Below are 26485 nucleotides of genomic sequence, written 5' to 3'. Positions count from 1 at the left end.
TAGGAACCCTTTTGGACTTCGTCGAATTCTTTAACGAGCAATATCATTTAATCGTGACTGTTATCGCGATTTTGCTCTATCCGCTACTGCGTAAAACCACCAAAAAGCTGCTGTTAAAAGCAATTAAAGGCAAGGCTGATCCGCATCGCGAATACCGTGCAGAGCTGTTGCTCAATATCATTCTTGCCATTGTTATGCTGTGCTTAGTGTTAGTTTTTTGGGGTATAGAATTACGCGGCTTATTAGTACTTGGCTCATCAATTTTTGCCATGCTAGGTGTCGCGCTTTTTGCCGCCTGGTCTTTACTAAGTAACCTAACAGCCTTCTTGTTGATGTTTATTCAAAACGATTGCCGCGTTGGCTTTTGGGTGAGAGTGATTGACGGCGCAAACTTCTTAGAAGGCCGCATTATCGAAATGGGCTTAATGAATGTCGTACTTGAGCATGTTGATGGTCACAAAGTGATTTACCCAAACAACATCTTTGTTACCCGCCCTGTGATGGTGTTAAAGAACCCACCAACAGCGACTAAAGCGCCAACTACAAAGCGTATTTTAGGTCCAAAAAAGTAAAAAGCCGCGATTGCGGCTTTTGAATCACACTAAAACTGTCTGGCTAGTCTAAAATAGTCCGTTAGCGACCTTGATCCTGATTTGTTTTAGCTATAAAGGCCTTAAGTTCATCAAGTTGAGGCTCAATACCTTGCTCATTATGCCACTCAAACCACTCTTTAACATCTGACACAACATAATGATGAACTTTCAAACAAAGCTCACTATTTTTTAGCCATACATCTGGTGAGCGTGTAGGGGAAAATTTATACCAAGAGCAGTAAGTATAGCCATGGTTTTTTAAGTTTGCTTCAATATAGAAACTCAACACAATCGACGAAATAAAGTACAAAACTATACCTGCTAACGTTGACTTTATCATCAGCAAAAATGTTCTTTCATTTTTATAATTAAATATCTTCTGAATTATCCCAATCATCATTAAAAGCGGGAATGGCAATAAAAAGAAAGCAGGGGCCTGAATGCCAACCTCACTTACATAATAACTATCTGTATTAAAAAACACATGCTCATTCATTCCTTTATTTGTTCCATAAAGCAATAAAACCACAATGCAAGTAAAAAATATCAAGCCAAACATTAGCCAACATTTAGAAGTGAAATTAAGATCAGAAAATTTTTCATTAGACTTTTCCCACTCTAGAATCGACATAAATTATCCCTATAAGTTTTAATGTTTACATTTGGAATACCGAATAATGAATAAAAGTAATCTCCATAGTTACAGTTTACTTTTTCAAGGGGGGGCATATTTGGGGTTAGCTTGATAACACCAGTGATTACTTTTTCTTCTAACAATCTGAGCTCGTCAGCTAAAGAAGCGGCTAATATATTAATTTCTTCTCCAAAAATGGATGTTACAACTGTTGTAAGTATACCGACCACAACAACTACTAATAGAGGCACGGCAGCAGCCGTGACTACAGCGACTCCTGCAGCAGTAGTAATACCAATTGCCATTGCACTTACAGCAATACTTGCCGCAACAATTGCCATATCGACAGCAACACCGGCAACAAAATCATGCCATGTTTTTTCGTCCCTAAGAACCTGATCTAAAGCATGGAAAGTGACAGATATGATTAAAGTAACAATAAATCCGCCCTTCATTGACTTTGCCGCTTCTAACCGACCCACACCAACAGTAAATAGTTTTGGGTTACTAGCTAAATACCGAGTCCCTGTTAAGTGTTCACGAATTCGTGGGTATGAGTCAATAATTATGGCTGGCGAGCCGTTGTACACTTTAATTTTGAACTTGCCGAATACATTTCCCTGATTTTTAAGTGCCATAGCTAATACTGTGAGAGATTTTACATCATCAAATAATGGATATAAGCCAGCACCGAATTTTAAATCATCTTTAATTCTTTCCCATTTATTAGAAACAGAGTTATATTCTTGTAATTGCTCGTCAATCCATTCGACAGCTTGAGAGCGAGAATACCCCTGCTTCATTTTTACAGAAATAATGTAGTCAACAAACTCCGCTGAGTTCATGATTAACATTGTATGATTATTACTGGCGAGTATGTTTTGAATTTGTTTTTGACGTTGCCTTTGCGCAATTGCACGGCGAGCATGTGCAGACATGGTAATTTCCTTATTAATTTACCGATTCCATTTGTCTCTATTTTAAACACTAGAAAAGTTAATTCAACACCTGTTTAATCAGAAATATCTGTAATTAACGTCCAGCAAAAATAAAGCCGCAATTGCGGCTTTTTAGAGAAACTTTTATCGGCTAATTATTTAAATCTGCGGTTTTTAACTCGTCTTCAATATCACTTATTTCATCAATAAAGTTTTCGAGCTGTTGTTCAACTAGGCTGTTTGCGTGAGCGAAATAAGCAAGATGGAATACAGCATCCCCTTCGTTTACCAGCGGCATAGTTTGCTGACCAATGACAATACCACTGCGAGGCGCCAGTAATTCAAGCTCAGCATCACCAAGTGGGCTACTTATATAAGCTAGAACCTGCCCTTTCATTACTCGCTCACCCAGTGATACCTGTGCACGAACAATACCGTCAACTTCGGCACGTATCCAACTCGTCGAGCTTGCAATAATCGGCTCTGGTAGCTTTTTAGCACGCTTACCGCGCACCATTTTTAAATGGCGCATCACATAGTCAACACCTTGCACACCTGCAGCAATAGCAATTGGGTCAAAGCGCAGCGCTTCGCCGGCTTCGTAGGTAATAACGGGTATTCCTAAATTTGCCGCTTCACTGCGTAATGAACCATTACGAAGTGACGCATCAATCACCGCTGGGGTGCCAAACGCTTTTGCCATGGCTGCTGTTGCAGGGTCGCTCAAATTAGCGCGAATTTGCGGCAAGTTAGTTCGGTGAATTGCCCCTGTGTGTAAATCAATAATATGCGTACAATGCATTGCCACTTGAGTAAAAAACGCATTCGCCATTCGCCCAGCTAACGAGCCACGCGTTGAGCCCGGAAAACTGCGGTTCATGTCACGGCGGTCTGGTAAGTAGCGTGACTTATGAATAAAGCCAAACACATTCACAATCGGTACCGCAATAATAGTACCGCGCAATTGCTCAGGATCGATTTTAGCAAGCAACTGCCTAACAACCTCAACACCATTTAGCTCATCACCGTGAATTGCAGCGCACACCATTAATACAGGCCCTTGCTGCACACCATTGACGACTTCAATTGGAATATTTAACGGCGAGTGGGTGTAAAGCTTGGCAGCTTCAATCGCAAATGTTTTACGTTCGCCAACACCCACCGTATCGCCTAAAATTGAAAACGGTGTATTTTTCTTAACCTTAGCCACGCACTTTTCCTTTTAATAGAGCGCTTATTTTCCTATGGGTAAAGGTTTAACCTTTACCACGAGTTGCTGTTTTCTTTGATGCCGCTGTTTTTTCAATAAATTCGACAATCATGCCTGCAATGTCTTTACCGGTTGCAACTTCAATACCTTCAAGACCAGGTGATGAGTTAACCTCCATCACCAATGGACCACGAGCTGAGCGAAGTAAATCAACACCTGCTACGTTTAAACCCATCGCTTTAGCTGCTGCAACAGCGGTTTTTCTTTCTTCTGGAGTAATACGAACCAACGTCGCACTACCACCACGGTGTAAGTTAGAACGGAATTCACCTTCTTGCGCTTGACGCTTCATCGCGGCAATTACTTTATCGCCTAATACAAAGCAGCGAATATCAGCACCGCCCGCTTCTTTAATGTACTCTTGCACCATGATATTGGCTTTTAGGCCCATAAACGCTTCGATTACACTTTCTGCAGCTTTGCGAGTTTCAGCTAATACCACACCGATACCTTGGGTACCTTCAAGTAGCTTAATAACGACTGGCGTGCCACCCACCATACTTAATAAATCTTTTACGTCATCTGGTTTACTTGCAAAGCCTGTCACTGGCATACCTACACCTTTACGCGAAAGTAGCTGTAGTGAACGTAACTTGTCGCGCGAACGAGTGATCGCCACAGATTCATTGACAGGGTATACCCCCATCATTTCAAACTGACGTAATACCGCACAGCCATAGAAAGTTACTGACGAACCAATACGCGGCACGATAGCATCAAAATCTTTTAGATTTTCACCACGGTAATGGATTTCTGGCTGGTCTGAATTGATGTTCATATAACAACGAAGTGCATCAATCACTTTCACTTCGTGGCCACGCTGCTCTGCGGCTTCAATTAAGCGACGTGTTGAATACAAATTTTGGTTGCGAGATAAAATACCAAGTTTCATAAGTTAAAAACCTTAACTGATAAACTCATACACGTAGCAACGTGTGATAAGTCCTTTTCCTATAATAAATGAGATAAAGCCGGATCAACGACTATGCGATTTTCCATTGCTGTACGCCCTAACAACATTCTAAACTTCATTGTTGAACGGTTACTTAAAGTCACCCTTACAGGCCAGCTTTGGGTTCCTGCGACTAATTTTGTTTCGATAAAGTAGCGAAGCTCACGCTGACCGCTTGAACTGGTCACATACTTACGCTCAACTACTTTGGCGCGACACTCTACCGTTGTTTCTACATCGTCTTGTAGAGGATGGGTAGTAAATTTCACCCATGCTTCGCCATTTTCTGAAAATTCCTCAATGTCAAAAGCATGAATACATGAAGTTCTCGCTCCGGTATCAACTTTTGCTTTGATTTTTTCTATTCCCAGTTCAGGCAGGCCAAGCCATTCTCGCCAGCCAACAATAATTTTTGCGCTCATTAATGTGCCCTCTTTAAAAAAGTGTCTTATACGCTACAGAGCTAGAAACACCAACGAAATATATTTATCCCCTCGATAAATCGATTTAATTGACGTAGCCTAAACTATAATCAACTATACCCCACTATTTGTAAAACGAGAGTTCAATATGATCAATGGGTTACTTCATGTCTTAATTTTAGACGAACAAGGCGGTGCACGTGCTATTGAAAATAGTACTGAGCTGCAAAATTGGCAACCCGAACACGGAAAACTTTGGGTGCACATGGACTACAGCCAAGCTGAAGCCGTTGAGTGGCTTGAGCAAAGTAATTTGTTAACTGATTTCGAGCTTGAGTCCCTGATTGCCGATGAAACACGTCCGCGTTTAAGTAAAGTCACTAATGGTAATATGCTGTTTTTACGTGGGGTTAACTTAAACCCTGCGCAAAGCCCAGAAGACATGGTCTCGTTACGCTTATTTATTAACGAAAATATTGTGATCACAACCCGTAAGCGCCGTTTATTATCGGTGCAGGATGTTGTTGAATCGTTCGATGGCAGCAATGGTCCTTGCTCAATCTCTGAGTTAGTTTGCCAATTGGCGCAAAACTTAACATCGCGTATGCAAGCTGTTATCGACAGTTTAGATGACACACTCGATGGCTTTGAAGATGAAATTGATGAACCAAATAAAGGCTTTGATCATCAATCATTAGCACAAATACGCCGCCAAACAATCGCGTTAAAACGTTATTTAAGGCCACAAAAAGAAGCACTTATTACTTTGTTAAACAACAAATATAAGTGGTTAGATGAAGACGATAAAGCACGCTTAAACGAAACAACCAATATGTTGATCCGTTATTTAGAAGAGCTAGATAGCTCAATTGAACGCGCGCAAATTATTCAACAAGCAATAACAAGCCAAGTATCTGAGCAACTAAACCAACGCATGTATGTGATGTCGGTAGTTGCTGCACTGTTTTTACCACTTGGCTTTTTAACTGGCTTACTAGGTGTAAACGTAGGCGGTATTCCGGGCACTGAAAGCCCTTACGCATTTAGCTTATTTATTATTTTCTTGGTGGTGCTAACCGTTGGGATTGGCATTTACTTTAAAAATAAGAAATGGCTATAAAGCCCTATAAACTGCAAATAAGGTAAATAATTTGAGTTAATATAAATATTTCAAAAATTCTTTAGGAATATTTATAACTCTTGACGATGTTGCATTATTTTACCATAATCATTATTAAATGGATTGAGCTATCTCGGTCGGCGTTTTAACCTCGGTGGAATCATCGGGGTTTTTCGCTTTTTGGGTAGGGATAAATCTTCATTCCAAAATCTTCATAACCTTCCCCTAAACAGTTTCTGCCACCGCTACAGAAAAATTTTTTCTTTAAAATATTAAAAGCTCTATTAGGTTGTTCAGGTTTTAGTAGATTTAGGCCAATAGGACGCGCAACCAAATCTGCAAGTTGCAAGCCTGATGACATCACTTTTTTATCTGAAAAAATGATTTCGAAAGGTAGTTTTCTTTTAAATTTATTATTCCCATCACAAACTCGCCGAAACTCAAGTTCTAACTCTTTATCTTCTTTGTTTCCGCGGCACTCTACTACAATATGTGTTTTCTTTTCATGCTGCTGTTTTTCGAAGAGCAATTCATATAACGATTCCATACACATACCTAGAGCAATATGATAAGCATTTTCTTCAGGATTTAAACGCTTTATTTCACGCTTATCTATAGTCGTACTAATTAAAATAAAGTTACTAAATTCAATTATTTCAGTTAAATCATCTAAAAACCTTGTTTGTAGTGAACGATTATTAAGTATCTTAAAGGTATTCTTACGACGCCTAATTTCATTCTCATGTAATACGAGCTGATCATGACCAAAAAAGTTAAACTTAAATTTTTCTAAAGCTGGAACTATAGATTCGCTGTAATGACGTTTATGAAATACACAAAATGCCAATACAAAAATAGGATAATTATCATCAACGCTTTGTAAGCTGTGATCCCCGCTCTCATCTACATAAACAATATATTTAGAAAATTCAGAATCATCTTTGCTATCCAGCTTCTTAGAATTTGATCCATCAAACTCAAATAAAGGTAGCTGGTGGTGATTAATATTTTTACTCATTCATTCCCTGACAATAGACTTATAAAGATAGAAAAAACGATTAAATTACTTTTTATCGACTTTTCTAAAGATTAAAAGAAAACTTTAAAAAACGAAAGGCTGATATTATTGGGGAATTAAACATTGAATTGAAGAGCAAATGGCGCTCTCGGCAGGGATCGAACCTGCAACTTAGCCTCCGGAGGGCCACGTGATATCCATTTCACCACGAGAGCACATTTGTCGTCGTCAATACTGACTCGCGATATCAGCATGACAACCCGGCAATGATAATGGCATCTTGTGCTAAATGCTAGCATCGAGGCCTTTATATGCACATAAATTCAGCAATTTGCATTAAAACACTTCACTTTCGTGCAGAACCAAGGTATTAACGTATACTTAATAAAATTAATAACAAGGTGGCAGTATTGCCATGTAAGGGGAATTTGATCATGAGTTTAATGTCTACAGAGCAAGTCGCGGAGTTTTTAGGTGTAAAAGTAGAACGCGTAAAACGTCTTGCTCGCGAGCATTTACTGATCTCGAAATCACAAGATGACAAAGGTGAACCTTTGTTTGATCCAGAAGACGTAAAAAAATATAAAGAACTTGCCGAGCGAATTGGCGGTCTTTAATTTTTAGTTTTTTCTATGAAGTGGTTAAGCTGTATTAGCAGGGGCGCCACTTTATCCATCGCACCACGTTGTTCGTACCAACAAATACACAAAAGCAAAAACAGCGCATGAAACGCTGCGAGCTTTTCAACTGATAAGTTAAATTCGTGATGTTCGCACACTAACGCTTGATAGCGTTCAAGCAACACTAGTTGCTGCTCATCATTTAACGCAAAGCTCACCACCAGCGCAGCTAAGTCGAAGTAAACATCGTTACTTTTGGCATATTCAAAGTCGATTAAAAACATACCCGTCTCATTCACAATGATATTTTCTTTCACTAAATCATTATGACAAAAACCCATGTCTTTAGGCGCTGAAGCAATATAAGCCAGAGACTGCTTAATTAGCTCAGCATGTTGCTGATAACGCGCTGTTTGCTGGTAGTAGTTAATTTCGTAGGCAATATCCATAGGTTCAGTAAGCACAGGGTAACGGTGTAAATTAACTAAGTCGGGCAATAAGCTACTACAAAAATCACCACTGGCAATGCAGCCTGCCACGTATTCGAAAATAGCCGTATCGGCTGCTTGCTCTAACCAAAGTGGTGCTGGGCAGCAGCTTTGCTTTGCAAAGTGCGCTTGCGCTGCAAGACCAATCGCCGGCCAATGGTCGCGATAGTGCTTAACCAAGAAATCTTGGCTTGCTGTTTTAACCAGGTAGTTATCATTGCTTAGCCCCTCAACCAGCGGGCTGATTGAGGTGATAACTAAACGTGAGTTGAAGCGCGTAAAAAGCGCGTGAATTTGTTGCTCAGTTTTCATCTATAGCTGTGCAAGCGGCTTAGCCTGATGCTGCTCGTATTCTTCATACCAGGTTTTAAAGCCCCACGCGGCCATAATGGTGTAAAACACGAAAAGTACTAAGGTTGGGTAATACCCTTTTTCAAAGTATAGGTACATAGATGCTGCATCAATCACAATCCAGTACAACCAGTTTTCCAGTACCTTCTTGGCAACAAGGTAGGTTGTCACCACCGCAAAACAGGTGGTAAAGCTGTCTAAATAAGCAAAATCAGCGTGAGTGTAATTGGTCATCACAAAACCAATGGCAACTGAAGCCAGTGAGGTGGCAAGCAAAATCACCGCATGACGCTTTAACGACCATGAAATAATGGGCAGATGATCTTTATTATTCATGCCCCTGCGCCAAACTACCCAACCATATACCGCCATATACATATAGTAAAAATTAAGTAGCGACTCCATCAACAGTGCGCCATTCCAGTACATTACGGTATAAATAAAGGTGCTCACAAACGCGGCTGGCCAACACCATAAGCTTTCTTTAATCGCTAACAGTAAATACGCCATCGATAGGGCAACGGCAATATATTCCCAATGCGACATGGCAGTAAAGCCAGAGAAGGTTTCGCTCAAAAATTCCATAACACGCGCTACTTTAGGGTTTAGTCTTCGCTAGGCGACAAGTCACCATGTAAGAATTTACAGACGAAAATAGCTTTACCAAACTCTTCATAAGAACGTTTGATTTCAGTATTGAGTACAGACATCACTAAATCATAATCACCAAAAATCTGAGTAGATAAGGTGTTGGTGATCACTTTAAGACCTTCGTAACTGTTTACACGGTCAATAAAACCTTTGATAAACGGAATGTAGTCTTGATGTAGTGGGTACTTACTGATCTCTACTGAAAGTTTCATTATGATTTACCGAGTCTATGAAAAGTATTGCATTGTAACCCGCTTGTACTAACAAGTCATGGCTATGGTTATTTTTTAGTGTAAAATCAGCCCCGATAAACATTGAGGATTCATTATGGCACGCCGCATCACATACAAATTTAAAAATCAGCCTCGCGAAATCAATTTTGCAAAAGATAAATACCGCGATATGTACCATGCTATTGCAGCGGCTGAAGGCATTGATTTAACCAATTATTTAAAGATGGAACAGCAAGTCGAAATGACTTCAAAAGGCTCTGCGGCAGTACGTAACTTTCGTGACCAAGAATTCGCACGAATGGGTTTCAGTGACGTGTATTTTATTAAAGAGTAACAAAGTTACTCTTGATACTCGTAGCTCACACGTGGGGTGATATTACACAGTAACTCGTAAGGAATGGTTGTTGCGCACTGGGCAATCTCTTCAACGGGAAGCTCTGGCCCCCACATAATCACCTCATCACCAACTTTGATGTTGTCGCGGTTATCACCAATATCCACCGTGATCATATCCATCGCTACACTGCCAACAATACCATAGCGTTGTGATTTGATAACCACAGGTGTGCCCTGCTCGGCATGGCGTGGATAACCATCCCCATAGCCCATCGCAACCACCGCAAGCTTAGTCGGTTTATCGCTATGCCAACGCCCGCCATAGCCAACACACTGATCGGCATCGACATCGCGTATCGCGATAACTCGCGTTGTTAAACGCATAACAGGCTCTAGTCCGTGCTGTTGCCCTACGCCATTGAGCATTGGCGATACGCCATAAAGCATCAAGCCAGGGCGCACCCACTCGCCATGACCTTTTGGCCAAGCAATAATGCCAGCAGAGTTTGCAAGGCAATGCTGCTCACTTTTGCCATCTGCCAGTGAGTCAAATAAGGCAATTTGCTGAGCGGTTTTTTCATCATTGATGTCGTCGGCGCATGAAAAATGCGTCATTAACTTAATGTCATCGCGGGCATTCGGGCTTGCTTTTAAGCGACTGTAGAAAGACTCAAATTGCGATGGCGCAATACCCAGTCGATGCATACCCGTATTCACCTTTAACCAGCACGCAATTGGTGCATCAAGGCTTGTATTTTCAAGCGTTGCGAGCTGATTTTCATCATGAATAATGGTTTGAAAGTTATTGGCAAGCAAGATAGGTAAATCATCTTTATGAAAAAAACCTTCAAGCAATACAATCGGTTTTGTCAGCCCACCTGCACGTAGCGCTAACGCTTCGTCTATTCGAGCAACCGCAAATGCATCGGCATCATTTAGATATTGAGCAATTTTAACTAAGCCATGGCCATAAGCATTGGCTTTAAGCACCGCCATTACTTTGCAACCAGGCGCAAAGCGCTTCACTTGTGCTAAATTATGAGCAAGTGCTTTTAGGTTGATTTCGGCAATGGCTAAGCGCATTAGTATTCGTCGTCCATAGCTGGACCCGCGTAGTTATCAAAACGCGAGAATTGACCTTGGAAGGTTAAACGTACTTTACCGATTGGACCGTTACGTTGCTTACCTATGATGATTTCGGCCACGCCTTTTTCTGTACTGTCTTCGTTATACACTTCATCACGGTAAATAAACATGATTAAGTCGGCATCCTGCTCGATTGAGCCTGATTCACGTAAGTCGGAGTTGATCGGGCGTTTATCGGCACGTTGCTCTAGGGTACGGTTAAGCTGCGATAGTGCAATAACCGGACACTGTAGTTCTTTTGCCAGTGCTTTTAATGAACGAGAGATTTCAGCGATCTCTAAGGTACGGTTGTCCGACAAGCTTGGCACACGCATTAACTGCAAGTAGTCGACCATGATCATACTAATACCGCCATGGTCGCGGGCAATACGACGTGCACGCGAACGCACATCTGTTGGTGTTAGGCCCGATGCATCATCAACATACATCTTACCCTTTTCCATCAACAAGCCCATGGTTGACGACAGACGCGCCCAATCGTCATCATCTAGCTGACCGGTACGAACTTTAGTTTGGTTAATACGACCTAGCGATGCCAGCATCCTCATCATGATTTGCTCTGAAGGCATCTCTAGTGAGTAAATAAGTACAGGCTTATCTTGTGTCATGGCTGCGTGTTCGGCTAAGTTCATCGCAAAGGTTGTTTTACCCATCGATGGACGTGCCGCCACAATGATAAGGTCAGAAGGCTGCATACCCGCCGTCATTTTATCTAGGTCAGCATAGCCGGTACTTACACCCGTCACACCATCTTGTGGCGACTGATAAAGCTCTTCAATCTTATCAACAGTTTTTTCTAAGATACTGTGTAAGTTTTGTGGGCCCTCGGTGCTTTTACTACGCTGCTCAGCAATTTTGAATACTTTACTTTCAGCAAAATCGAGCAGGTCATGACTGGTGCGCCCTTCTGGGCTAAAACCAGCTTCTGCAATTTCGTTCGCAACACCAATCATTTCACGAATAACAGCACGCTCTCGCACGATATTCGCGTAGGCATCAATGTTCGCCGCACTTGGTGTGTTCTTAGCAATTTCAGCAAGGTAAGCAAAGCCACCAACACTACTTAACTGATTATTTTTCTCTAAGCTCTCAGAAATAGTGATCAAATCGATTGGATCACCCCCTTCAGCAAGATTCACCATAGCCTCAAAAATCAGCTTATGGGTTCGGGTATAAAAATCCTGCGCAACCACTAACTCAGCAACTCGGTCAAACGCTTGATTATCAAGCATTAAACCACCTAAAACAGATTGCTCAGCTTCTATTGAATGGGGAGGGACTTTTAACGTATCGACTTGCTTATCTGGTTTGGCCATAACATCACAAAACTAAAATTGAATGGCTCTATTCTATCTACTTGCTAAGGCTGTGCAAATAGTTAATACCAATCGACTTAAATATTTGGTCATTCTAGCGTGCTAAATAAAGCGCTAACTGCGTTAGAAATGTCTAAAGTAGAGTAACTACATGTCAAAATTTCTGCCTTGTTATCACTTCATTTATCTGTCGCTATTTAAGACCAACAACTTAACACGATTGGTATAAGCGGGAAGTCCTCCCGCTTTATTGTAATTGAGTGAACTCTAATCGTTATTTCTGTTTACGAAGTTCAATGCGTCCGCTAATCGTATCCATTTCGATATCAGCATCCCCACCGTTAATACTAAATTCTAAGTCGCTAGATGGGCCGTATTTCGCCTTCGTTGCTCTGTCATCACTAAGCTCATTAACGATTTTACCGTTAGCGTGAGCTTCAATTTCAAACTTTGCCGATACATCAGCTGGGAAGTAAAACTCGGCGTCACCACTGACTGATTCAAAACGAATATTGGCATCTTCAAGCAGCTTATTGATGTGAACTTCTGCTTCACCGTTTACGGTATTGATGCGCAGCTTTTTTATTGCATCAAAAGCAAAGTCGATATCACCGTTTACATTTTCAAGGCGAACATCTTGTGCTTTGGTTTTTGACTTAATGTCGCCATTCACCGCGGTAAAGCGTAAAGCACCTTGCGAGTTTTTATCGTTAATTTCACCGTTGACTGTTTCAAAACGAATATCACCGTTTAAGTCGTGGGCATTTACATCACCATTGACCGTTTCAAAGCTCATGTTGCCGCTAATATCTTGCACTGTGATATCACCATTGACGGTATCAATCTCTGCGCCTGCTTCAAGCTCTTTAGCACTAACTGTGACATTCACCCCTGCAAATTCAAGCTCACTACTTTTTGGCATGTAAATGGTCAATCGAGAGCCGTCACCGCTATTCCAGCCACCTAAGTTACGCGGCATTTTTACGATAAATTCAACACGACTGCCTTCAACCTCTAAACGATAGCCTTGTGCTTTATCGTCAAGCTCACCTTCGATTTTAAGTTGTGGTTTATCCCACCCTTCAATGCGTACATCACCACGTTGGTTTTCAATAAAAATACGTTTATTTGCAGGTACATCAATTTGTTCATTAATAGTTTGTCCTGCCATTGCCATCAGTGGCAGTAATCCTAAAGTTAAGGCTAGTAATTTCATAATTGTCACTCCTAAATCGTTTGCCACTTCGGTGCATGCACCTTGTTAATTAAGTCCAATTGTTGCTGATAAACCTGCGACAGCATTTGTAATAAAGCTGGGTTTTCAGGTTCATTCTCAAGTGCTTGCTTAATGGCACTTTCGGCTTCTTCTAACTCTTTTAGTTGTTGCTGCCAGTTATCGGTTAATGCAGGTTGATTTTGATACTGCACCAACAAACCTTGCTTTTGTTTGGTAAAATAATCGCTCATTGCCATCATGCTATTTGGCTCAGCTTGGCCAACAAAAAGCTGTACAGTCAAAAGCGCGGCAATACAACAAGCGGCGATAGCTGCGAGCTTATTCCAGCCATGTGTTGGCTTATCAGCTTGATGTGTTTGCCCTGTTGCAATTGCTCGCTCTATCCCCGGCCAAAGATCTTTATCTGGGCTAATATCTTGCTGCTGGTTAAGCGAGTCATTTAAAAATTGTTCAAATTCTGGCTTACTCATTTTCATACCACTCTTTTAATAACTGCCTTGCACGGTGAAATTGCGATTTACTAGAACCGACCGCCATATCAAGCATGCTTGCTATCTCTTCATGGCGATAACCTTCAATTGCATGGAGCACAAACACCATACGTGCTCGCTCAGGTAGTCTCAGTACTAATTTATCGAGGCCGTTAAAGCCGTCGCAACCTGCTGCGCTTTGCTCATCCATTCCGCTTTGTTCAAAACTGACTACTTTTTGAAACCAGCTTTTATGTTTGCGAATGTAGCTAATCGCAATATTGCTTGTAACACTGTGTAACCAAGTCGAAAATTGTGAGCGTCCATCAAAGTTCGCGATTTTGTGCCACAACTGTACAAACACTTCTTGTGTTGCATCTTCGGCGTGCTCTTTGTCTGCAAGTAATCGCAAACATAGGCTATATACCCGCTTCACATGCAACTCATAAAGTGTTGCATAGGCAGCTTGATCACCGCTTTTTACGCGCTCAATCAAGGCATGCTCACTTTGCTGGGCGAACGCTTGTTCTGCATCTATCAACATCCTGGATGTTGTCCTTTATGATTATTGTTGTGAATTTAGTGTATTAGACGTAAGGAGGGATTCAAAAGGTTTAAATGAAATTAATTTTTTTGTGTAAGCTACAAATAATTGAGCTTACACAATTTTATTTGGGGCTTTGCGTTATTCTCCAGGTGATGCTTCGCTTTCTTCTTCAGTTGTTTCTGCGGTTTTGTAGCTCCAACCTAAAAATACGATACGTGCCGAAGAAGCAGGCGTGCCGCCATTTTGTACTTGTAATAAACCAGCATCATAGTGAGCACCACTGCCCCCTGTTGCGGTAATTGTTGAGCCACGCACACTACCAAACAGCTCACCACTGCCCGATAGCTTTACTGTTGTCAAAGGGGCATAAATAGCCGCATATAAATTCGCAGCACCACTAAATTGCACGCCATTTACACCATTAAATGATGAATAAAATGATAACGACGGATGACCACTGGTGGTTAAGCCTTCTTGCTCAGTAATAACTTTTGCGCCTGCGCCAATATTGACTTTTCCAGTTAATAACACCGTTAAGCTACTATCTTTTTTAATTGTTAGGCTGGTATCCCCTTCCATCGAAAAGTCGCCATCAATCAGTAAAATAACATCACCACCAGAGACCTCCATTTTGCCGTCACTGGTCATCTTGAGTCTATCAAGTGCAAAAATATACTCTTTACTGTTACTGCCATTGGCTTGGTTTTGCGCTTTAGAGTTAAACAAGAAAACATCGGCAAGGCTTGGCAAAATTACTTGGCTACCACCGCTACTAAAAAAGCCCTGTTCAGTATTAAATTTAAATTGTTGCGTAGGACCAATCGAAACAGAACTATAACTGCTCGCTTGGTCTGTGATGTCTGTCATTTTCTCTGGCAAAATTAACGGGTCGCAACTGGTATCTGGGTTTGTAGGATCATAATCGGGTGCTGTTGGGTCAGCAACGGTAATCGGTTCAACATTCGGGTTTACATTAAACTTACTATCACTGTAGTGCACACCATCTTGTTGATTATTGTAGGTATCTTTAAAATCACCAGAGCCACCATACATTATATCCAGCGCTTCGCCTTGGCTATTCGTAATGAATGTTGACCACTGCATTTTTGCATCACCATTGGCTCGCACAACGCCCGAAACAGTCCCCCCACGATGGGTATAATAACCTCGGGTATAGACATTACCGTCAACACGTAAACCACTGCCAGGAGAGATATAAACACCGGTATTTGAATGGATATTACCAATAATTGGTGATGAACCATTTAAGTAGATAACCCCGGTCGCTTTTACATCGCCCTTTATCGGTGAGTGACCCGATAGCACCACATCTGAATCACCAGCTATCGTTGAAACATCACCATCATTCGATTTGGTTTCTTCGTAGGTGCCTTTGCTCGAATCATAGCTATCGATACTACCACTACCCGACAAGTTAACCCCTTTACAGCCCACCATCGCATTAGTGAAAACAGAGCTACCTTTCGCGCCTTGTACTGCAAAACGGGCGACTAAGTTACTTTGTGCGTCACCATCAAATCGTTGCCCTAAGCTTGCAATTTCAAGCTCACCAGCAGCATTTTGACTTAAACTGGCATTAAAAATGGCATCATCAGCGATAACACCAGAGCCCGATGCATTACTGGTTTTACTGATCAAATCTTCAACCGCTAATACACCTTCGTCATTCAAGGTTTGTTGCAATAACTTAGCTTGTTCAAACACACCTTTTTCAGCCATTAAGCGACTGTTTAATTTCTTTTGAAAGTTACCACTTAAGCGCTCTTGAACAATGTTTTCACGCAGCGAACTAAGCACCACGATGCTGGCCATACTGGTTAAGATCAACACTGTAATTAGGGTGAAACCATTTTGCTTGTTATACACTGCCAGCTCCGTATGCTTTGACTAATATTGCATTGGTTAAGGCAATATCAATATTAATGCCATTGCCAAATTGAGCAGGTAAATCATTTGGCTTTACAGTAACGGTAACAAGCTCCCCGGCGATATCAAATGACAAAGCTTCGATACCTGTCAGTAATCGCTCTGAGGCAGCACCATCGAGTGAACACATTAAGTTACTGCCATTTAAGCTATATACTTCAACCACCTGCGCAGTTGTCGCAGAGCCATCACAGGCAATGACACCACTTGGCTGAGTAATAGTAATCGTGCTTTTATCTGCACTGATGGTGGGTGTTAGTTGTGTTTGCTTTATGCTGCGGTTGAATACTTTACTGGTATAGCGAATCACTTCTTGAGCGTTTTCAAGCTCTTTACTCACCTCAATCGTGCTTTTAATCGCCGAGTAAGACAAGCTCACCCCAGCTAATAAAAAAGCGCCAGCTGCCAATGCCACCATCAGTTCAACTAAGGTAAAACCCTGAACGCGTTTATTCATGAGCACACCGCCGTTAAATCAGGGAAACTGGCATTTAGACTAATTTGATTTTCTGCATTGTCTGTCATGCGCTTATCGACCCAAGCCACATTAACTTGCATATCATCACTGTAAGTAGCTGGGATTGTCAGTTGATAATCACTCACTTGTGGCGCGAGGGAAGCTCTAAATATCGCGTCTTGAAAAAGTGCGGTATTGGTTTTTTGAATTTCACAAATACGCGGCCATAACCGCTCAATGGTGTTTTGCCCTTGAATAAGTGAAACGGTGTAATTAAAGCTATTGGTTGCATATTGCAGCGATTTTAGCTGCGCTGCCGCCAAGCCTAATAATGCGATGCCAGCGATCACCACTGAAATCATCACTTCTAATAATGAAAAGCCTGCCTGCTTATTCATGCACATCCTCGCTGTGAATTTTCTACTAACCAGTTTTGGCCACTTTTAAGCACACACATCACGTAATCTATGGTGTTTGTGTGTTCATCTTTCACTAAAATTTCAGCTTGTTTATCAACTTCACCACTGGCACTAATGGCCAATGCGACTAAGTTGACGGTAACTCCGCTTTTTGTGACCGAAAATTCTTTTAAAACTGTGTCTACCCCGCCCTCGTTGAGGGTCACTTGCCAGCTATTATTACTGACAACTAGGTTAATAGGTTTGTCGCGTTTGACCGCTTCACTACGTGCAAATTTATAGGCGCTATTTAATTGATTTGCAGTTGTTACCACGCGATCTTGCAAAATTTGTTGGCTAAAAGACGGAAAAGCAAGGGCTGCCATAATGCCAATAACACTCAGCACAACCATTAACTCAATTAAGGTAAACCCTGCAATTCGACGCAATTGTGTTACTCCCAGCAATCACTAAATGAAGCGCTATAACTACCATCATGTTTAACGGTTAAGTCACCACAGCGATCACTTGCTTGCGCCGAACCCGATTTAGGAGCGGCTTTTAAACTGTAGCCACGATTTTTAAAGTCGCTTACAGCACCTGATACTTTATCTGTTGCTGTGTAGGTAAAGGTGTAATAGTCAGTATTTTGAGTTGCAAATGCATTAGGGTAGCCGCCATTTCGTGAATAAATACGTTCAAGGCTGGCGCTGTATTGCAGTAACTCTTGTTGAATATCAGCACGGCGACTACGTTGCATGTGCTCAGTGTAAGCAGGCAATGCTACGCTATATAAAATCCCTAAAATAGCGATCACGATAAGAATTTCTACTAATGTAAAGCCTGTTTGTTTACCCATTCCATGTGGTACTAATGCACTTTTCAACCTCAACCCCTTAATACTTTTTAACCAGCACAATATAAATGACAGCGTTGTCAGTGTCAATTTTAACCAATTTACTTTTACTCATTCGATTATACTAATAAGAATAAGAAAATTAAGAAAAAAGAACGCATGTTTGTAAAATAGGTAAGATTATAGGATTGGTATTTGTCTATTTAAAATATAGAAACCAATACTATTGGATGATCAACGAAGAAGCAATAGCGGTACAAAATGCTACAATTTATAAATTTCGGGCACAAAAAAGCCGCACCTAAGTGCGGCTTTTTTTACTTAATATTGCTATTAAGCTTCAGCGATAACGATTACTTTGATAGTAGCCGATACGTCTGAGTGTACTGCGATTGCTACGTCAAATTCGCCAGTCTCACGGATAGTACCTAGAGGTAAACGAACTTCTGATTTAGCAACTTCAACGCCAACAGCTGAAATAGCTTCAGCGATGTCGCGAGTACCGATAGAACCGAATAACTTGCCTTCGTCACCAGCTTTAGAAACTAGTGTAACTTCAGCTAATGCTTCTAACTTGTCAGCGCGAGCTTGAGCAGCAGCTAGATCTTCAGCGATCTTAGCTTCTAAATCAGCACGACGTGCTTCGAAAGTTTCGATGTTAGCTTTAGTTGCAGGAACTGCCTTACCTTGTGGGAAAAGGAAGTTACGTGCGAAGCCAGATTTAACTACAACCTGGTCACCTAGGCCACCTAGGTTTGCGATCTTGTCTAGTAGAATAACTTGCATGTCTCTACACCTTTTAAAAACTGTTAATCCGCTGCTTACTTATGTAAGTCAGTGTATGGAAGAAGGGCTAAGTAGCGAGCACGCTTGATAGCAGTTGCTAGCTGACGCTGATATTTAGCGCTAGTACCTGTGATACGGCTAGGTACGATTTTGCCACTTTCTGTAACATAGTTTCTAAGAGTAGCTAGATCTTTATAATCGATTTGTTGTACGCCTTCCGCTTTGAAGCGGCAGAACTTACGACGTCTGAAATAACGTGCCATGAGTAAAATTCCTCAAAAAATTCTTTCTATATGTTGAGCATGCAAGACCAATTGGCTTAAGCCGTTTCGGCCTTCGTGACGGTTTAAAAACCCCGTCACTTGCACTTGTTGCCCAACGTGCAATTGTTGAGTTTGTTGTTGCATTGGCGTGCCGCTGGCAACAACTTGAAGCCTGACATAACTGTTACGGTTAAGGTCTGCCTCAACTTGCATCGATTTATGTTCAAGAACAAAAATACAATGCGGTATACCAGCAGGGCTTTGACTATATTTAGGTGTTTTACAAACAACCCCAGATAGTGTCAGCTGATTCATATAAGGATTAAGCGGTTGGCTCATCTTTTTGTCTCAACTGCAAGCGCCATGCTTGAACTCAAAACGATTAAGCAGCTGGTGCTTCTTTCTTCTCTTCTTTCGCAAGAGGAGATGCTTCAGTTACAGCGTCTTTAGTACGCATAACTAAGTTACGAAGCACTGCATCGTTGTAGCGGAAAGTAGTTTCTAGCTCGCTGATTACTTCAGTAGGTGCTTCAACGTTCATAAGAACATAATGAGCTTTGTGAAGCTTGTCGATTGGGTAAGCCAATTGACGACGGCCCCAGTCTTCAAGACGGTGGATAGTACCACCAGCTTCAGTGATAGAACCAGTATAACGTTCGATCATACCAGGTACTTGCTCACTCTGATCAGGGTGAACCATGAATACGATTTCGTAATGACGCATGGATATTCCTTACGGTTAATAGAGCCTTCTACCGTTTCGGCCAGTCGGTTTAAGGCAAGGAATTAAATTTAATAAGCCGAAATGAGCGCGCATTTTACGCTTAGATTGATAATTAAGCAAGATAAAACAGCAAGCCAAGCTAGATTATTGTGCCCTATTAAGATTTTCTAAACGCTAAAAACAAAAAACCCAGCCGAGGCTGGGTTTTTGAATTCTGAAAACTAAAATTACTTGATTTTAGCTTCTTTGAAAATCACGTGTTTACGAGCTTTAGGATCGTATTTTTTGATTTCCATTTTTTCAGGCATGTTACGCTTGTTCTTGTCGGTAGTGTAGAAAAAACCAGTACCAGCAGTTGAAACTAAACGGATCTTATCGCGCATGATTCAGTTCCTTAAACTTTTTCGCCACGAGCACGGATTTCTGTAAGAACCGCGTCGATGCCTTTTTTATCGATAATACGCATACCTTTAGTAGTAGTGCGTAGTGTTACAAAACGTTTTTCACTTTCAACCCAAAAACGGTGAGTTTGTAGGTTAGGTAGGAAACGACGTTTAGTCGCGTTTCTCGCGTGTGAACGGTGGTTACCAACCGCTGGACGCTTACCTGTAACTTGACATACTTTAGACATGTCTATATATCTCCAATAACTTCGCTCGAGCTTAATTTTCCCTTAGGCCAGTATTTGTGCCCCGGGATAAATCGAAGGGCGCTCTTTATACAGCTTATACAGGCAAAGATCAAGTAACAGATCTTATCCAATCAGCTCATGTGTAAATTTGATAGCGGCTAATTATAAAGATCGAATGCCCTTAGGGAAAGTAAAAACTGCATTTAAATTAAACTAATTTCTAAAATCGCCCTAAACTGCTCATTTTTAACACACTCTCTAATACAGTTGGCTCTATATAAGCCCTCTTTCAGCAAACGAAACACAATTTTCACCACCCACTATGATGTGATCCAGCACATTTATGTCAATTAAGGCTAAGGCTTGCTGTAATTTTGTAGTGATTAATTTATCGGCCTGACTAGGTTCAGCAACCCCGCTTGGGTGGTTATGAGCAAGTATTAGTGCCGCCGCATTATTACGCAGTGCAGCTTTAACAACTTCGCGTGGGTAAACAGAAGCGGCATTAATAGTGCCGTAAAAAAGTACTTCGTCTTTAATTAGCTGGTTTTGACTATCTAAGTACAGCACCATAAATACTTCTTGCTGTAAGCCTCGCAGCTGAATAGTTAAATAGTCATACACGGCTTGCGGCGAAGTAAATAGTGCCTCGCGCTTACATTGCTCAAGCATATAGCGCCGGCTTAGCTCAAGTACCGCTTGAAGCTGCACATACTTAGCGGCTCCTAAACCCTTTTGGGCACAGAACTCTTGTTCAGATGCATTAAATAAGTCGTGCAAAGTGCTGTTTATATCGAGCAGGTGCTCCGCCAGCTCAATGGCATTCATACCCGGCACACCGGTACGTAAGAATATTGCTAATAACTCTGCATCTGAGAGTGCTTTGGCTCCTTGGGCAAGTAACTTCTCCCGCGGCCTTGCTGATAAAGGTAAATCGGTTAATGGCATTGCTTCATCCTTAAAACAACTATTCCACTTATTAAACTGTACTATAAAATCCAATTTTTTCCTGTCTGTATAAAAGAAAACTTCATGCTATCGGTAAAGATTTGCTATCGTTAGCCCATATCGACAAAGGTTAAATTTCACGTAATGACAAAATCAGTAAATAAAAAAATCCTGCTAGGTATGAGTGGTGGTATTGCAGCCTATAAATGCGCAGAACTTGTTCGCCGTTTAAAAGATCAAGGCTGTGAAGTAAAAGTCGTCATGACCGACTCAGCCAAACACTTTATTACTCCTTTAACTATGCAAGCGGTAAGCGGTGAGATTGTTTCTGATTCATTACTCGACCCAGCAGCAGAAGCCGCAATGGGTCATATCGAATTTGCCAAATGGGCAGACCTTATTTTAGTCGCCCCTGCAACCAGTAATATTTTAGCCAAAATGGCGATGGGTATTGCAGATGACTTACTAACAACCCTACTACTGGCTACTCCTGCAAAGGTAGCAGTTGCGCCTGCAATGAACCAACAAATGTATGCCCACCCTGCTACACAAGCAAATCTTGCCACACTAAGTGAGCGCGGCGTGGCTATTTGGGGCCCAGGTAAAGGCGAACAAGCCTGTGGTGATGTTGGCGCAGGACGCATGTTAGAGCCTCATGAGTTAGTCGCGCTTTGTACACAACCTGAGGTAGAGCCATTACTTGCAGGCAAAACCATCACGATTACAGCAGGACCAACCCGAGAAGCCCTCGACCCAGTTCGTTATATCTCTAACCACAGCTCAGGCAAAATGGGTTATGCCCTTGCAGAAGCTGCACTTGCGCTAGGTGCAAAGGTAAATCTGATTTCAGGCCCCGTAACAATTGCAGCACCTGCTAATGCCCTGCTTACTAATATAGAAAGTGCTGAGCAATTACTTACCGCCTCAATGAAGCTTGCCGCGCAATCGGATGCTTTTATCGGCTGTGCAGCAGTGGCTGATTACCGTGCAGCTGCAATTCATGAGCAAAAGATGAAAAAGCAAGGTGATGAACTGACCCTTACCTTAGTTAAAAACCCAGATGTTATCGCTAACGTCGCTGCGCTTAGCGAAAACCGCCCTTATACCGTTGGCTTTGCGGCAGAAACTCAAGATGTTGCAAGCTATGCTCAAGGTAAATTAAAGAACAAAAATCTCGATATGATCTGCGCAAATGACGTATCAAAAGAAGGCCTTGGCTTTAATTCTGATCATAATGCTTTAACACTCTTCTGGCACAATGAGCAGCTAGATTTAGCAATGGGAAGTAAAAAAGATTTAGCCATGAGCGTAATGACTGAGCTTGCCAAGCGTTTGTAAAAATGCTGGAAAGAAACTGAATAAAACATTAACATAAGCCACTCATTTGCACAAAAAATGGCTTGTCTGACTCCCAACAGCGCAAGTAATAAATTATAAGAAAGGAATGGTCATGCCTGCGACAAAAAGAAGTAATCGCAAAGAGCAGATTCTGCAAGCACTCGCACAAATGTTAGAAACCAGCCCAGGTCAACGTATCACAACCGCAAAACTCGCGGCTGAGGTAGGTGTGTCTGAAGCTGCGTTATATCGTCATTTTCCGAGTAAAGCACGGATGTTTGAGGGCCTAATCGAGTTTATTGAAGATACCCTGTTATCACGCATTAACCTCATTTTAGAAAATGAGAAAGAAAGCCAAACACGTGTATACAATATTTTGCTGTTATTGTTAGCCTTCGCCGAGAAAAACCCGGGCATTACCCGCATTTTGACCGGTGATGCCTTACAAGGTGAGCAAGAGCGTTTACGTGAGCGTGTACAAGGCTTATTTGAAAAGCTAGAAACTCAGTTCAAGCAAGTGCTACGCGAACGCAAACTTCGCGAAGGTAAAGCATTCCAGTCAGACGAAAGCACCCTAGCCAACTTCTTACTCGCCTATGTAGAAGGTAAGATGAACCAATTCGTGCGCAGCGACTTTAAAGCAAAACCAAGTGCACAATTTGAAAAACAATGGCCAGAGCTACAGAAGATTTGGTTGTAGTGAGTTGCTAGGTGAAAGTTTGAGCTGTCAGCCTTAAGCCGTCAGCTATCAGATTGAATTCCAAACAGTTAGCGAGCTTCTAGGGGAAAGAGTAAAGTTAGCAAGCTGCTTACTAACTTTCCTCATTCTTTTCTCATTCACTTCTCTTTGTGCATTTTTTTCGCGTGAAATGAATTTCACGCCTACAAGCTCTCCCCTCGCAACTATCCCCTTCCACCTCCCCAAACACGCCACTTATCGTATCTACTCGAATTGTTTATTAAAAACGCTACACTGGGTGCATCAATTTAAAAACAACGAGAAAGATGAATGAAAGCGCAATTATCACTTTTGAGCTTAGCCTTGGTAACAAGCCTTGGTAGTGCACAGGTTAGTGCGAAAGAAGCTCTGCAATTTAAAGACGTGTTTGATTTTAAATACGCAAAAGGCACCCAACTTTCTGAAGATGGCCAAATTCTTAGCTTTAGTGCCGACCCTTATCGCGGTAATGCACAAGGTCAGGTTTATACATTAAACAACAACACCCTGCTAACTAGCGTTGAGCGCGGTACTCGCCCAACTATTAATAAAGCAGCAAACTGGGTGGCTTTTACTCAGGTACCTACCCTACTTGAAAAAGAAACTACCAAGAAAAAAGATGAGCTAAAAAACAACCTTGTTTTAGTAAATACTAAAAATGGTGAGCAACAAACCTTTAACGATGTAAAAGACTATGCGTTATCAGATGATGGTGTATGGCTTGCTTACCGACTAGATAAGAAAGCAGATAAAAAAGGCGGCGAAGAAAAAGATGAAAACAGCAGCGAAATCAAGCCAGACAAAAAAGATAAAAGCTTTGATTTAGTGCTTGTTAACCTTCAAGACAAAACCACTCACACTGTAGATAATGTATTTAGTTATGCAATGAGTAGCACTGGCGAGCAATTATTAGCAAGCCAAAGCTACAGTGATGGTGCCGACAACCAAGTTGTATTAGTTGATCTTAATAATGGCTTTGCAACGAGTGTACTGATTGATGAGCCGGGCGTTGTGGCAAATAAAATAGCTTGGCAACCAAACAGCAATACCGCAGCGCTGTTAATTGGTAATTACGTTAATGATGATACACGCCGTCGTGACCACAGCTTACAGCTTTTACAAAATGGGGCACTTTCAACCATTAATTCTGCAGATAGCAGCTGGACTATTGGCAAAACAGCATCGCTAAAATGGTCTGAAGATGGTGCTCGTTTATACTTTGAAAATCACCCTAAACTCGCTGCAAAAGTTGCCCTAAAAGAATACAAAGATGAAGCCTCTTTATATGATTTCGATACCATTCGCGACCAAAAGGGCCTTAACGTTTGGCACAATAAAGACGCTGAAATTAAGCCACGCGAAGAGCAACAATGGAACAAAGCGAATAAGCTTCGTCACTACCAAGCGGTATATCATGTAAATGGTCAGCACGTTGTGCAGTTAAGCACGCCGAACATGCCTGAGGTTTCGCTAAATACTCATCGCGAAGCGCTATTAGGCTATTCAGACCGACCTTACCTAGAACGTGTTATGTATGGCGGTTTTTACGCAGATTACTTCAGTGTTGATGTTAAAACCGGTAAACAAACCGCTATTGTCAGCGACTACCCGTTTAGACCAAGCCTTGCGCCTAATGGTCAATTTGCGGCATTTTTCCAAGACAGCCAAGTACAGCTCAAAGATTTAGGTAACAACAAGGTTTCAACCTTATCTAAAGCAATTAACGCTATTTTTGCTGATGATAAACATGACTACCCTTCGCCTCAACCGGGTTATGGTTTTGCTGGCTGGTTAAACGACAGCAGCCAAGTACTGGTTTACAGTAAATTTGATATTTGGGCTTTTGATGTCGCAACACAAAAAGCAACCCGTTTAACTCAAGGTAAAGAAACCAATACCCAATATCGTGTTATTAAACTTGATAAAGACCAAGTGGGCTTTGCCAAAGACGAAACATTATTGCTAAGCGCAACTAACCTGCAAGATAAGCAAACTGAAATTGCCAAACTCGACTTATCAAGCAATAAAGTGAGCAAAGCACTTTCAGGTAAAAAGCGTTATGATGTAGTTAAAAAGGCGAAAAATGCCGACAAATACCTATTTACTGCGCAAACATATCAGCAATTCCCTGATTACTACCAAACTGACTTTAGCTTCAAAAAGCCACAGCGTGTTACCAACCTTAACCCACAAATTAGCAACTTTGCATGGGGTGAAAAACCTGAGCTTATTAGCTACAAAGGGTTTGATGGGGAAGATTTACAAGGCGTATTAATTAAGCCTGCGGGCTACAAAAAAGGTGATAAGGTTCCAGTGGTTGTGTACTTCTACCGCTATATGAGCCAACGCATGTATGACTTCCCGAAAATGGAATTAAATCATCGTCCTAACTTCCCGATGTTTACTTCAAATGGCTATGCGATTTTCTTACCTGATATCCGTTTTGAAATTGGTCATCCGGGTAAATCGTCAACCCAAACGATGATCAACGCCACTCAAAAGTTAATTGATTTAGGCATTGCTGATCCAGATAAAATTGGTTTACAAGGTCACTCATGGGCAGGCTACCAAAGTGCCTTTATGATCACGCAAACAGATATGTTTAAGGCGGTTGTATCGGGTGCGCCAGTATCTAACATGACCAGTGCTTATAGTGGTATTCGCTTAAAATCAGGTCTTGCGCGTCAGTTCCAATACGAAACAGGGCAAAGCCGCATTGGTAAAACGTTATTCGAAGCGCCAGAGCTATATATCGAAAACTCACCGGTGTTCTTCGCCGATAAAGTGAATACCCCAATTCTGATTATGTTTGGCGACAAAGATGACGCTGTGCCATGGCACGAAGGTGTTCAATATTACCTCGCGCTTCGTCGTGCAGGTAAAGATGCCACCTTCTTACAATACGAAGGTGAACCACATCACCTGAAGAAATTCCCTAACCAAGTGGATTTCTCAGTACGCATGATGGAATATTTTGATCATTACTTAAAAGGCAAACCAGCCGCTGAGTGGATCAAAAACGGCGTACCATTTATTGAAGAATAAGCAATAAGCTAAATTTAAGCTTACTGCACACC

33 protein-coding genes and 1 tRNA gene are annotated in these 26485 nt (G+C 41.6%); 7 read left to right on the top strand and 27 right to left on the bottom strand.

Features of this window, described 5'->3' with window-relative positions:
• The first annotated feature begins 11 nt into the window (after nucleotides 1-11).
• On the top strand, nucleotides 12-572 hold the full coding sequence (locus NFU46_RS15720; RefSeq protein ID WP_251603077.1) for a mechanosensitive ion channel domain-containing protein: 561 nt from the start codon (nucleotides 12-14) through the stop codon (nucleotides 570-572).
• Between the two features lie 61 nt (nucleotides 573-633).
• Here the strand turns inward: NFU46_RS15720 and NFU46_RS15715 are convergent, their stop codons facing one another.
• The 5 genes from NFU46_RS15715 to NFU46_RS15695 form a co-directional block, all read right to left on the bottom strand.
• On the bottom strand, nucleotides 634-1224 hold the full coding sequence (locus tag NFU46_RS15715; protein WP_251603074.1) for a DUF1240 domain-containing protein: 591 nt from the start codon (nucleotides 1222-1224) through the stop codon (nucleotides 634-636).
• Nucleotides 1212-2165: a hypothetical protein gene (locus tag NFU46_RS15710; RefSeq protein ID WP_251603071.1), complete on the bottom strand. Its 954-nt coding sequence runs from the start codon at nucleotides 2163-2165 to the stop codon at nucleotides 1212-1214. Before NFU46_RS15710 ends, NFU46_RS15715 begins: the two co-directional genes overlap by 13 nt.
• A gap of 151 nt (nucleotides 2166-2316) precedes the next feature.
• Nucleotides 2317-3375, bottom strand: a complete 1059-nt coding sequence (locus tag NFU46_RS15705; protein ID WP_054563408.1) for a succinylglutamate desuccinylase/aspartoacylase family protein — start codon at nucleotides 3373-3375, stop codon at nucleotides 2317-2319.
• Between the two features lie 46 nt (nucleotides 3376-3421).
• The gene (rimK, locus tag NFU46_RS15700) at nucleotides 3422-4327 is read right to left on the bottom strand and encodes a 30S ribosomal protein S6--L-glutamate ligase (RefSeq protein WP_251603068.1); all 906 of its coding nucleotides are present in this window, start codon (nucleotides 4325-4327) and stop codon (nucleotides 3422-3424) included.
• A 59-nt stretch (nucleotides 4328-4386) separates the two neighbouring features.
• Entirely contained in the window at nucleotides 4387-4809 is a 423-nt protein-coding gene (locus NFU46_RS15695; protein WP_054554208.1) for an ATP-dependent zinc protease, read from the bottom strand.
• Nucleotides 4810-4957: 148 nt separating this feature from the next.
• Here NFU46_RS15695 and zntB point away from each other — a divergent pair, with 148 nt between their 5' ends.
• Complete coding sequence (gene zntB / locus NFU46_RS15690; RefSeq protein WP_251603065.1) at nucleotides 4958-5929, top strand: zinc transporter ZntB; 972 nt, start codon at nucleotides 4958-4960, stop codon at nucleotides 5927-5929.
• Between the two features lie 160 nt (nucleotides 5930-6089).
• On the opposite strand, the gene NFU46_RS15685 is transcribed toward zntB, so the two are convergent.
• On the bottom strand, nucleotides 6090-6947 hold the full coding sequence (locus tag NFU46_RS15685) for a DUF3800 domain-containing protein (protein WP_175080410.1): 858 nt from the start codon (nucleotides 6945-6947) through the stop codon (nucleotides 6090-6092).
• Between the two features lie 140 nt (nucleotides 6948-7087).
• Nucleotides 7088-7162 (bottom strand) — tRNA-Arg (locus NFU46_RS15680).
• A gap of 219 nt (nucleotides 7163-7381) precedes the next feature.
• Here NFU46_RS15680 and NFU46_RS15675 point away from each other — a divergent pair.
• Nucleotides 7382-7564, top strand: coding sequence for a helix-turn-helix domain-containing protein (locus tag NFU46_RS15675; protein WP_054563404.1), 183 nt, complete (start codon nucleotides 7382-7384; stop codon nucleotides 7562-7564).
• Here the strand turns inward: NFU46_RS15675 and NFU46_RS15670 are convergent.
• From NFU46_RS15670 to NFU46_RS15660, 3 genes are read right to left on the bottom strand one after another with little or no spacing between them, the layout of a single operon-like run.
• Nucleotides 7561-8367, bottom strand: a complete 807-nt coding sequence (locus NFU46_RS15670; protein WP_251603062.1) for a phosphotransferase family protein — start codon at nucleotides 8365-8367, stop codon at nucleotides 7561-7563. The genes NFU46_RS15675 and NFU46_RS15670 overlap by 4 nt on opposite strands.
• Nucleotides 8368-8991, bottom strand: coding sequence for a nicotinamide riboside transporter PnuC (gene pnuC, locus NFU46_RS15665; RefSeq protein WP_058583797.1), 624 nt, complete (start codon nucleotides 8989-8991; stop codon nucleotides 8368-8370).
• 20 nt (nucleotides 8992-9011) lie between these two features.
• Nucleotides 9012-9269, bottom strand: a complete 258-nt coding sequence (locus tag NFU46_RS15660; protein ID WP_054563401.1) for a YkoF family thiamine/hydroxymethylpyrimidine-binding protein — start codon at nucleotides 9267-9269, stop codon at nucleotides 9012-9014.
• A gap of 115 nt (nucleotides 9270-9384) precedes the next feature.
• On the opposite strand from NFU46_RS15660, the gene NFU46_RS15655 reads away from it, so the two are divergent.
• Nucleotides 9385-9624, top strand: coding sequence for a DUF2960 domain-containing protein (locus NFU46_RS15655; RefSeq protein ID WP_054554201.1), 240 nt, complete (start codon nucleotides 9385-9387; stop codon nucleotides 9622-9624).
• A gap of 5 nt (nucleotides 9625-9629) precedes the next feature.
• Here NFU46_RS15655 and alr read toward each other — a convergent pair whose 3' ends face one another.
• The 17 genes from alr to radC form a co-directional block, all read right to left on the bottom strand.
• Complete coding sequence (gene alr, locus NFU46_RS15650) at nucleotides 9630-10709, bottom strand: alanine racemase (RefSeq protein WP_062565961.1); 1080 nt, start codon at nucleotides 10707-10709, stop codon at nucleotides 9630-9632.
• Nucleotides 10709-12088, bottom strand: a complete 1380-nt coding sequence (dnaB, locus tag NFU46_RS15645; RefSeq protein WP_058583799.1) for a replicative DNA helicase — start codon at nucleotides 12086-12088, stop codon at nucleotides 10709-10711. The genes alr and dnaB overlap by 1 nt, the downstream gene beginning before the upstream one ends.
• A 274-nt stretch (nucleotides 12089-12362) precedes the next feature.
• Nucleotides 12363-13304 carry a DUF4097 family beta strand repeat-containing protein gene (locus tag NFU46_RS15640; RefSeq protein WP_251603059.1) on the bottom strand — a complete coding sequence of 314 codons (942 nt, stop codon included), beginning with the start codon at nucleotides 13302-13304 and terminating at the stop codon, nucleotides 12363-12365.
• 11 nt (nucleotides 13305-13315) lie between these two features.
• Nucleotides 13316-13801, bottom strand: coding sequence for a hypothetical protein (locus NFU46_RS15635; protein WP_251603056.1), 486 nt, complete (start codon nucleotides 13799-13801; stop codon nucleotides 13316-13318).
• Nucleotides 13788-14339, bottom strand: a complete 552-nt coding sequence (locus NFU46_RS15630) for an RNA polymerase sigma factor (RefSeq protein ID WP_251603054.1) — start codon at nucleotides 14337-14339, stop codon at nucleotides 13788-13790. Before NFU46_RS15630 ends, NFU46_RS15635 begins: the two co-directional genes overlap by 14 nt.
• Before the next feature lie 141 nt (nucleotides 14340-14480).
• A complete protein-coding gene (locus NFU46_RS15625; RefSeq protein WP_251603051.1) occupies nucleotides 14481-16229 on the bottom strand; it encodes a polymer-forming cytoskeletal protein in 1749 nt (582 codons plus the stop codon).
• The gene (locus tag NFU46_RS15620) at nucleotides 16222-16746 is read right to left on the bottom strand and encodes a prepilin-type N-terminal cleavage/methylation domain-containing protein (protein WP_063528379.1); all 525 of its coding nucleotides are present in this window, start codon (nucleotides 16744-16746) and stop codon (nucleotides 16222-16224) included. Before NFU46_RS15620 ends, NFU46_RS15625 begins: the two co-directional genes overlap by 8 nt.
• Complete coding sequence (locus tag NFU46_RS15615; protein ID WP_251603049.1) at nucleotides 16743-17144, bottom strand: prepilin-type N-terminal cleavage/methylation domain-containing protein; 402 nt, start codon at nucleotides 17142-17144, stop codon at nucleotides 16743-16745. Before NFU46_RS15615 ends, NFU46_RS15620 begins: the two co-directional genes overlap by 4 nt.
• The gene (locus NFU46_RS15610; protein WP_251603047.1) at nucleotides 17141-17593 is read right to left on the bottom strand and encodes a GspH/FimT family pseudopilin; all 453 of its coding nucleotides are present in this window, start codon (nucleotides 17591-17593) and stop codon (nucleotides 17141-17143) included. Before NFU46_RS15610 ends, NFU46_RS15615 begins: the two co-directional genes overlap by 4 nt.
• Nucleotides 17594-17598: 5 nt before the next feature.
• Complete coding sequence (locus NFU46_RS15605) at nucleotides 17599-18030, bottom strand: type IV pilin protein (RefSeq protein WP_308200367.1); 432 nt, start codon at nucleotides 18028-18030, stop codon at nucleotides 17599-17601.
• A gap of 303 nt (nucleotides 18031-18333) precedes the next feature.
• Nucleotides 18334-18786: a 50S ribosomal protein L9 gene (gene rplI, locus NFU46_RS15600; protein ID WP_054554192.1), complete on the bottom strand. Its 453-nt coding sequence runs from the start codon at nucleotides 18784-18786 to the stop codon at nucleotides 18334-18336.
• A gap of 35 nt (nucleotides 18787-18821) precedes the next feature.
• A complete protein-coding gene (gene rpsR / locus NFU46_RS15595) occupies nucleotides 18822-19049 on the bottom strand; it encodes a 30S ribosomal protein S18 (RefSeq protein ID WP_002962753.1) in 228 nt (75 codons plus the stop codon).
• 12 nt (nucleotides 19050-19061) lie between these two features.
• Nucleotides 19062-19364: a primosomal replication protein N gene (gene priB, locus NFU46_RS15590; protein WP_036973732.1), complete on the bottom strand. Its 303-nt coding sequence runs from the start codon at nucleotides 19362-19364 to the stop codon at nucleotides 19062-19064.
• Nucleotides 19365-19431: 67 nt separating this feature from the next.
• Entirely contained in the window at nucleotides 19432-19773 is a 342-nt protein-coding gene (rpsF, locus tag NFU46_RS15585) for a 30S ribosomal protein S6 (protein ID WP_036973113.1), read from the bottom strand.
• Between the two features lie 227 nt (nucleotides 19774-20000).
• Nucleotides 20001-20156 carry a 50S ribosomal protein L33 gene (rpmG, locus tag NFU46_RS15580; protein WP_022946036.1) on the bottom strand — a complete coding sequence of 52 codons (156 nt, stop codon included), beginning with the start codon at nucleotides 20154-20156 and terminating at the stop codon, nucleotides 20001-20003.
• An 11-nt stretch (nucleotides 20157-20167) separates the two neighbouring features.
• A complete protein-coding gene (gene rpmB / locus NFU46_RS15575) occupies nucleotides 20168-20404 on the bottom strand; it encodes a 50S ribosomal protein L28 (RefSeq protein ID WP_036973115.1) in 237 nt (78 codons plus the stop codon).
• Nucleotides 20405-20677: 273 nt separating this feature from the next.
• Nucleotides 20678-21352, bottom strand: coding sequence for a DNA repair protein RadC (radC, locus tag NFU46_RS15570; RefSeq protein ID WP_175080365.1), 675 nt, complete (start codon nucleotides 21350-21352; stop codon nucleotides 20678-20680).
• Nucleotides 21353-21496: 144 nt separating this feature from the next.
• Here radC and coaBC point away from each other — a divergent pair, with 144 nt between their 5' ends.
• From coaBC to NFU46_RS15555, 3 genes are all read left to right on the top strand, one after another.
• Nucleotides 21497-22690 (top strand): bifunctional phosphopantothenoylcysteine decarboxylase/phosphopantothenate--cysteine ligase CoaBC, encoded by a 1194-nt coding sequence (gene coaBC / locus NFU46_RS15565; protein ID WP_251603045.1) that lies wholly within the window; start codon nucleotides 21497-21499, stop codon nucleotides 22688-22690.
• 112 nt (nucleotides 22691-22802) lie between these two features.
• Complete coding sequence (slmA, locus tag NFU46_RS15560; protein ID WP_054554189.1) at nucleotides 22803-23390, top strand: nucleoid occlusion factor SlmA; 588 nt, start codon at nucleotides 22803-22805, stop codon at nucleotides 23388-23390.
• 309 nt (nucleotides 23391-23699) lie between these two features.
• Nucleotides 23700-26453, top strand: a complete 2754-nt coding sequence (locus tag NFU46_RS15555) for a prolyl oligopeptidase family serine peptidase (protein ID WP_251603043.1) — start codon at nucleotides 23700-23702, stop codon at nucleotides 26451-26453.
• Nucleotides 26454-26485 lie beyond the last annotated feature (32 nt).

It is taken from the genome of Pseudoalteromonas sp. NCCP-2140, assembly GCF_023708065.1.
Lineage (GTDB): Bacteria > Pseudomonadota > Gammaproteobacteria > Enterobacterales > Alteromonadaceae > Pseudoalteromonas.
The sequence above is the reverse complement of the archived record's forward strand: the minus strand, read 5'-3'. Positions and strand labels throughout refer to the sequence as shown.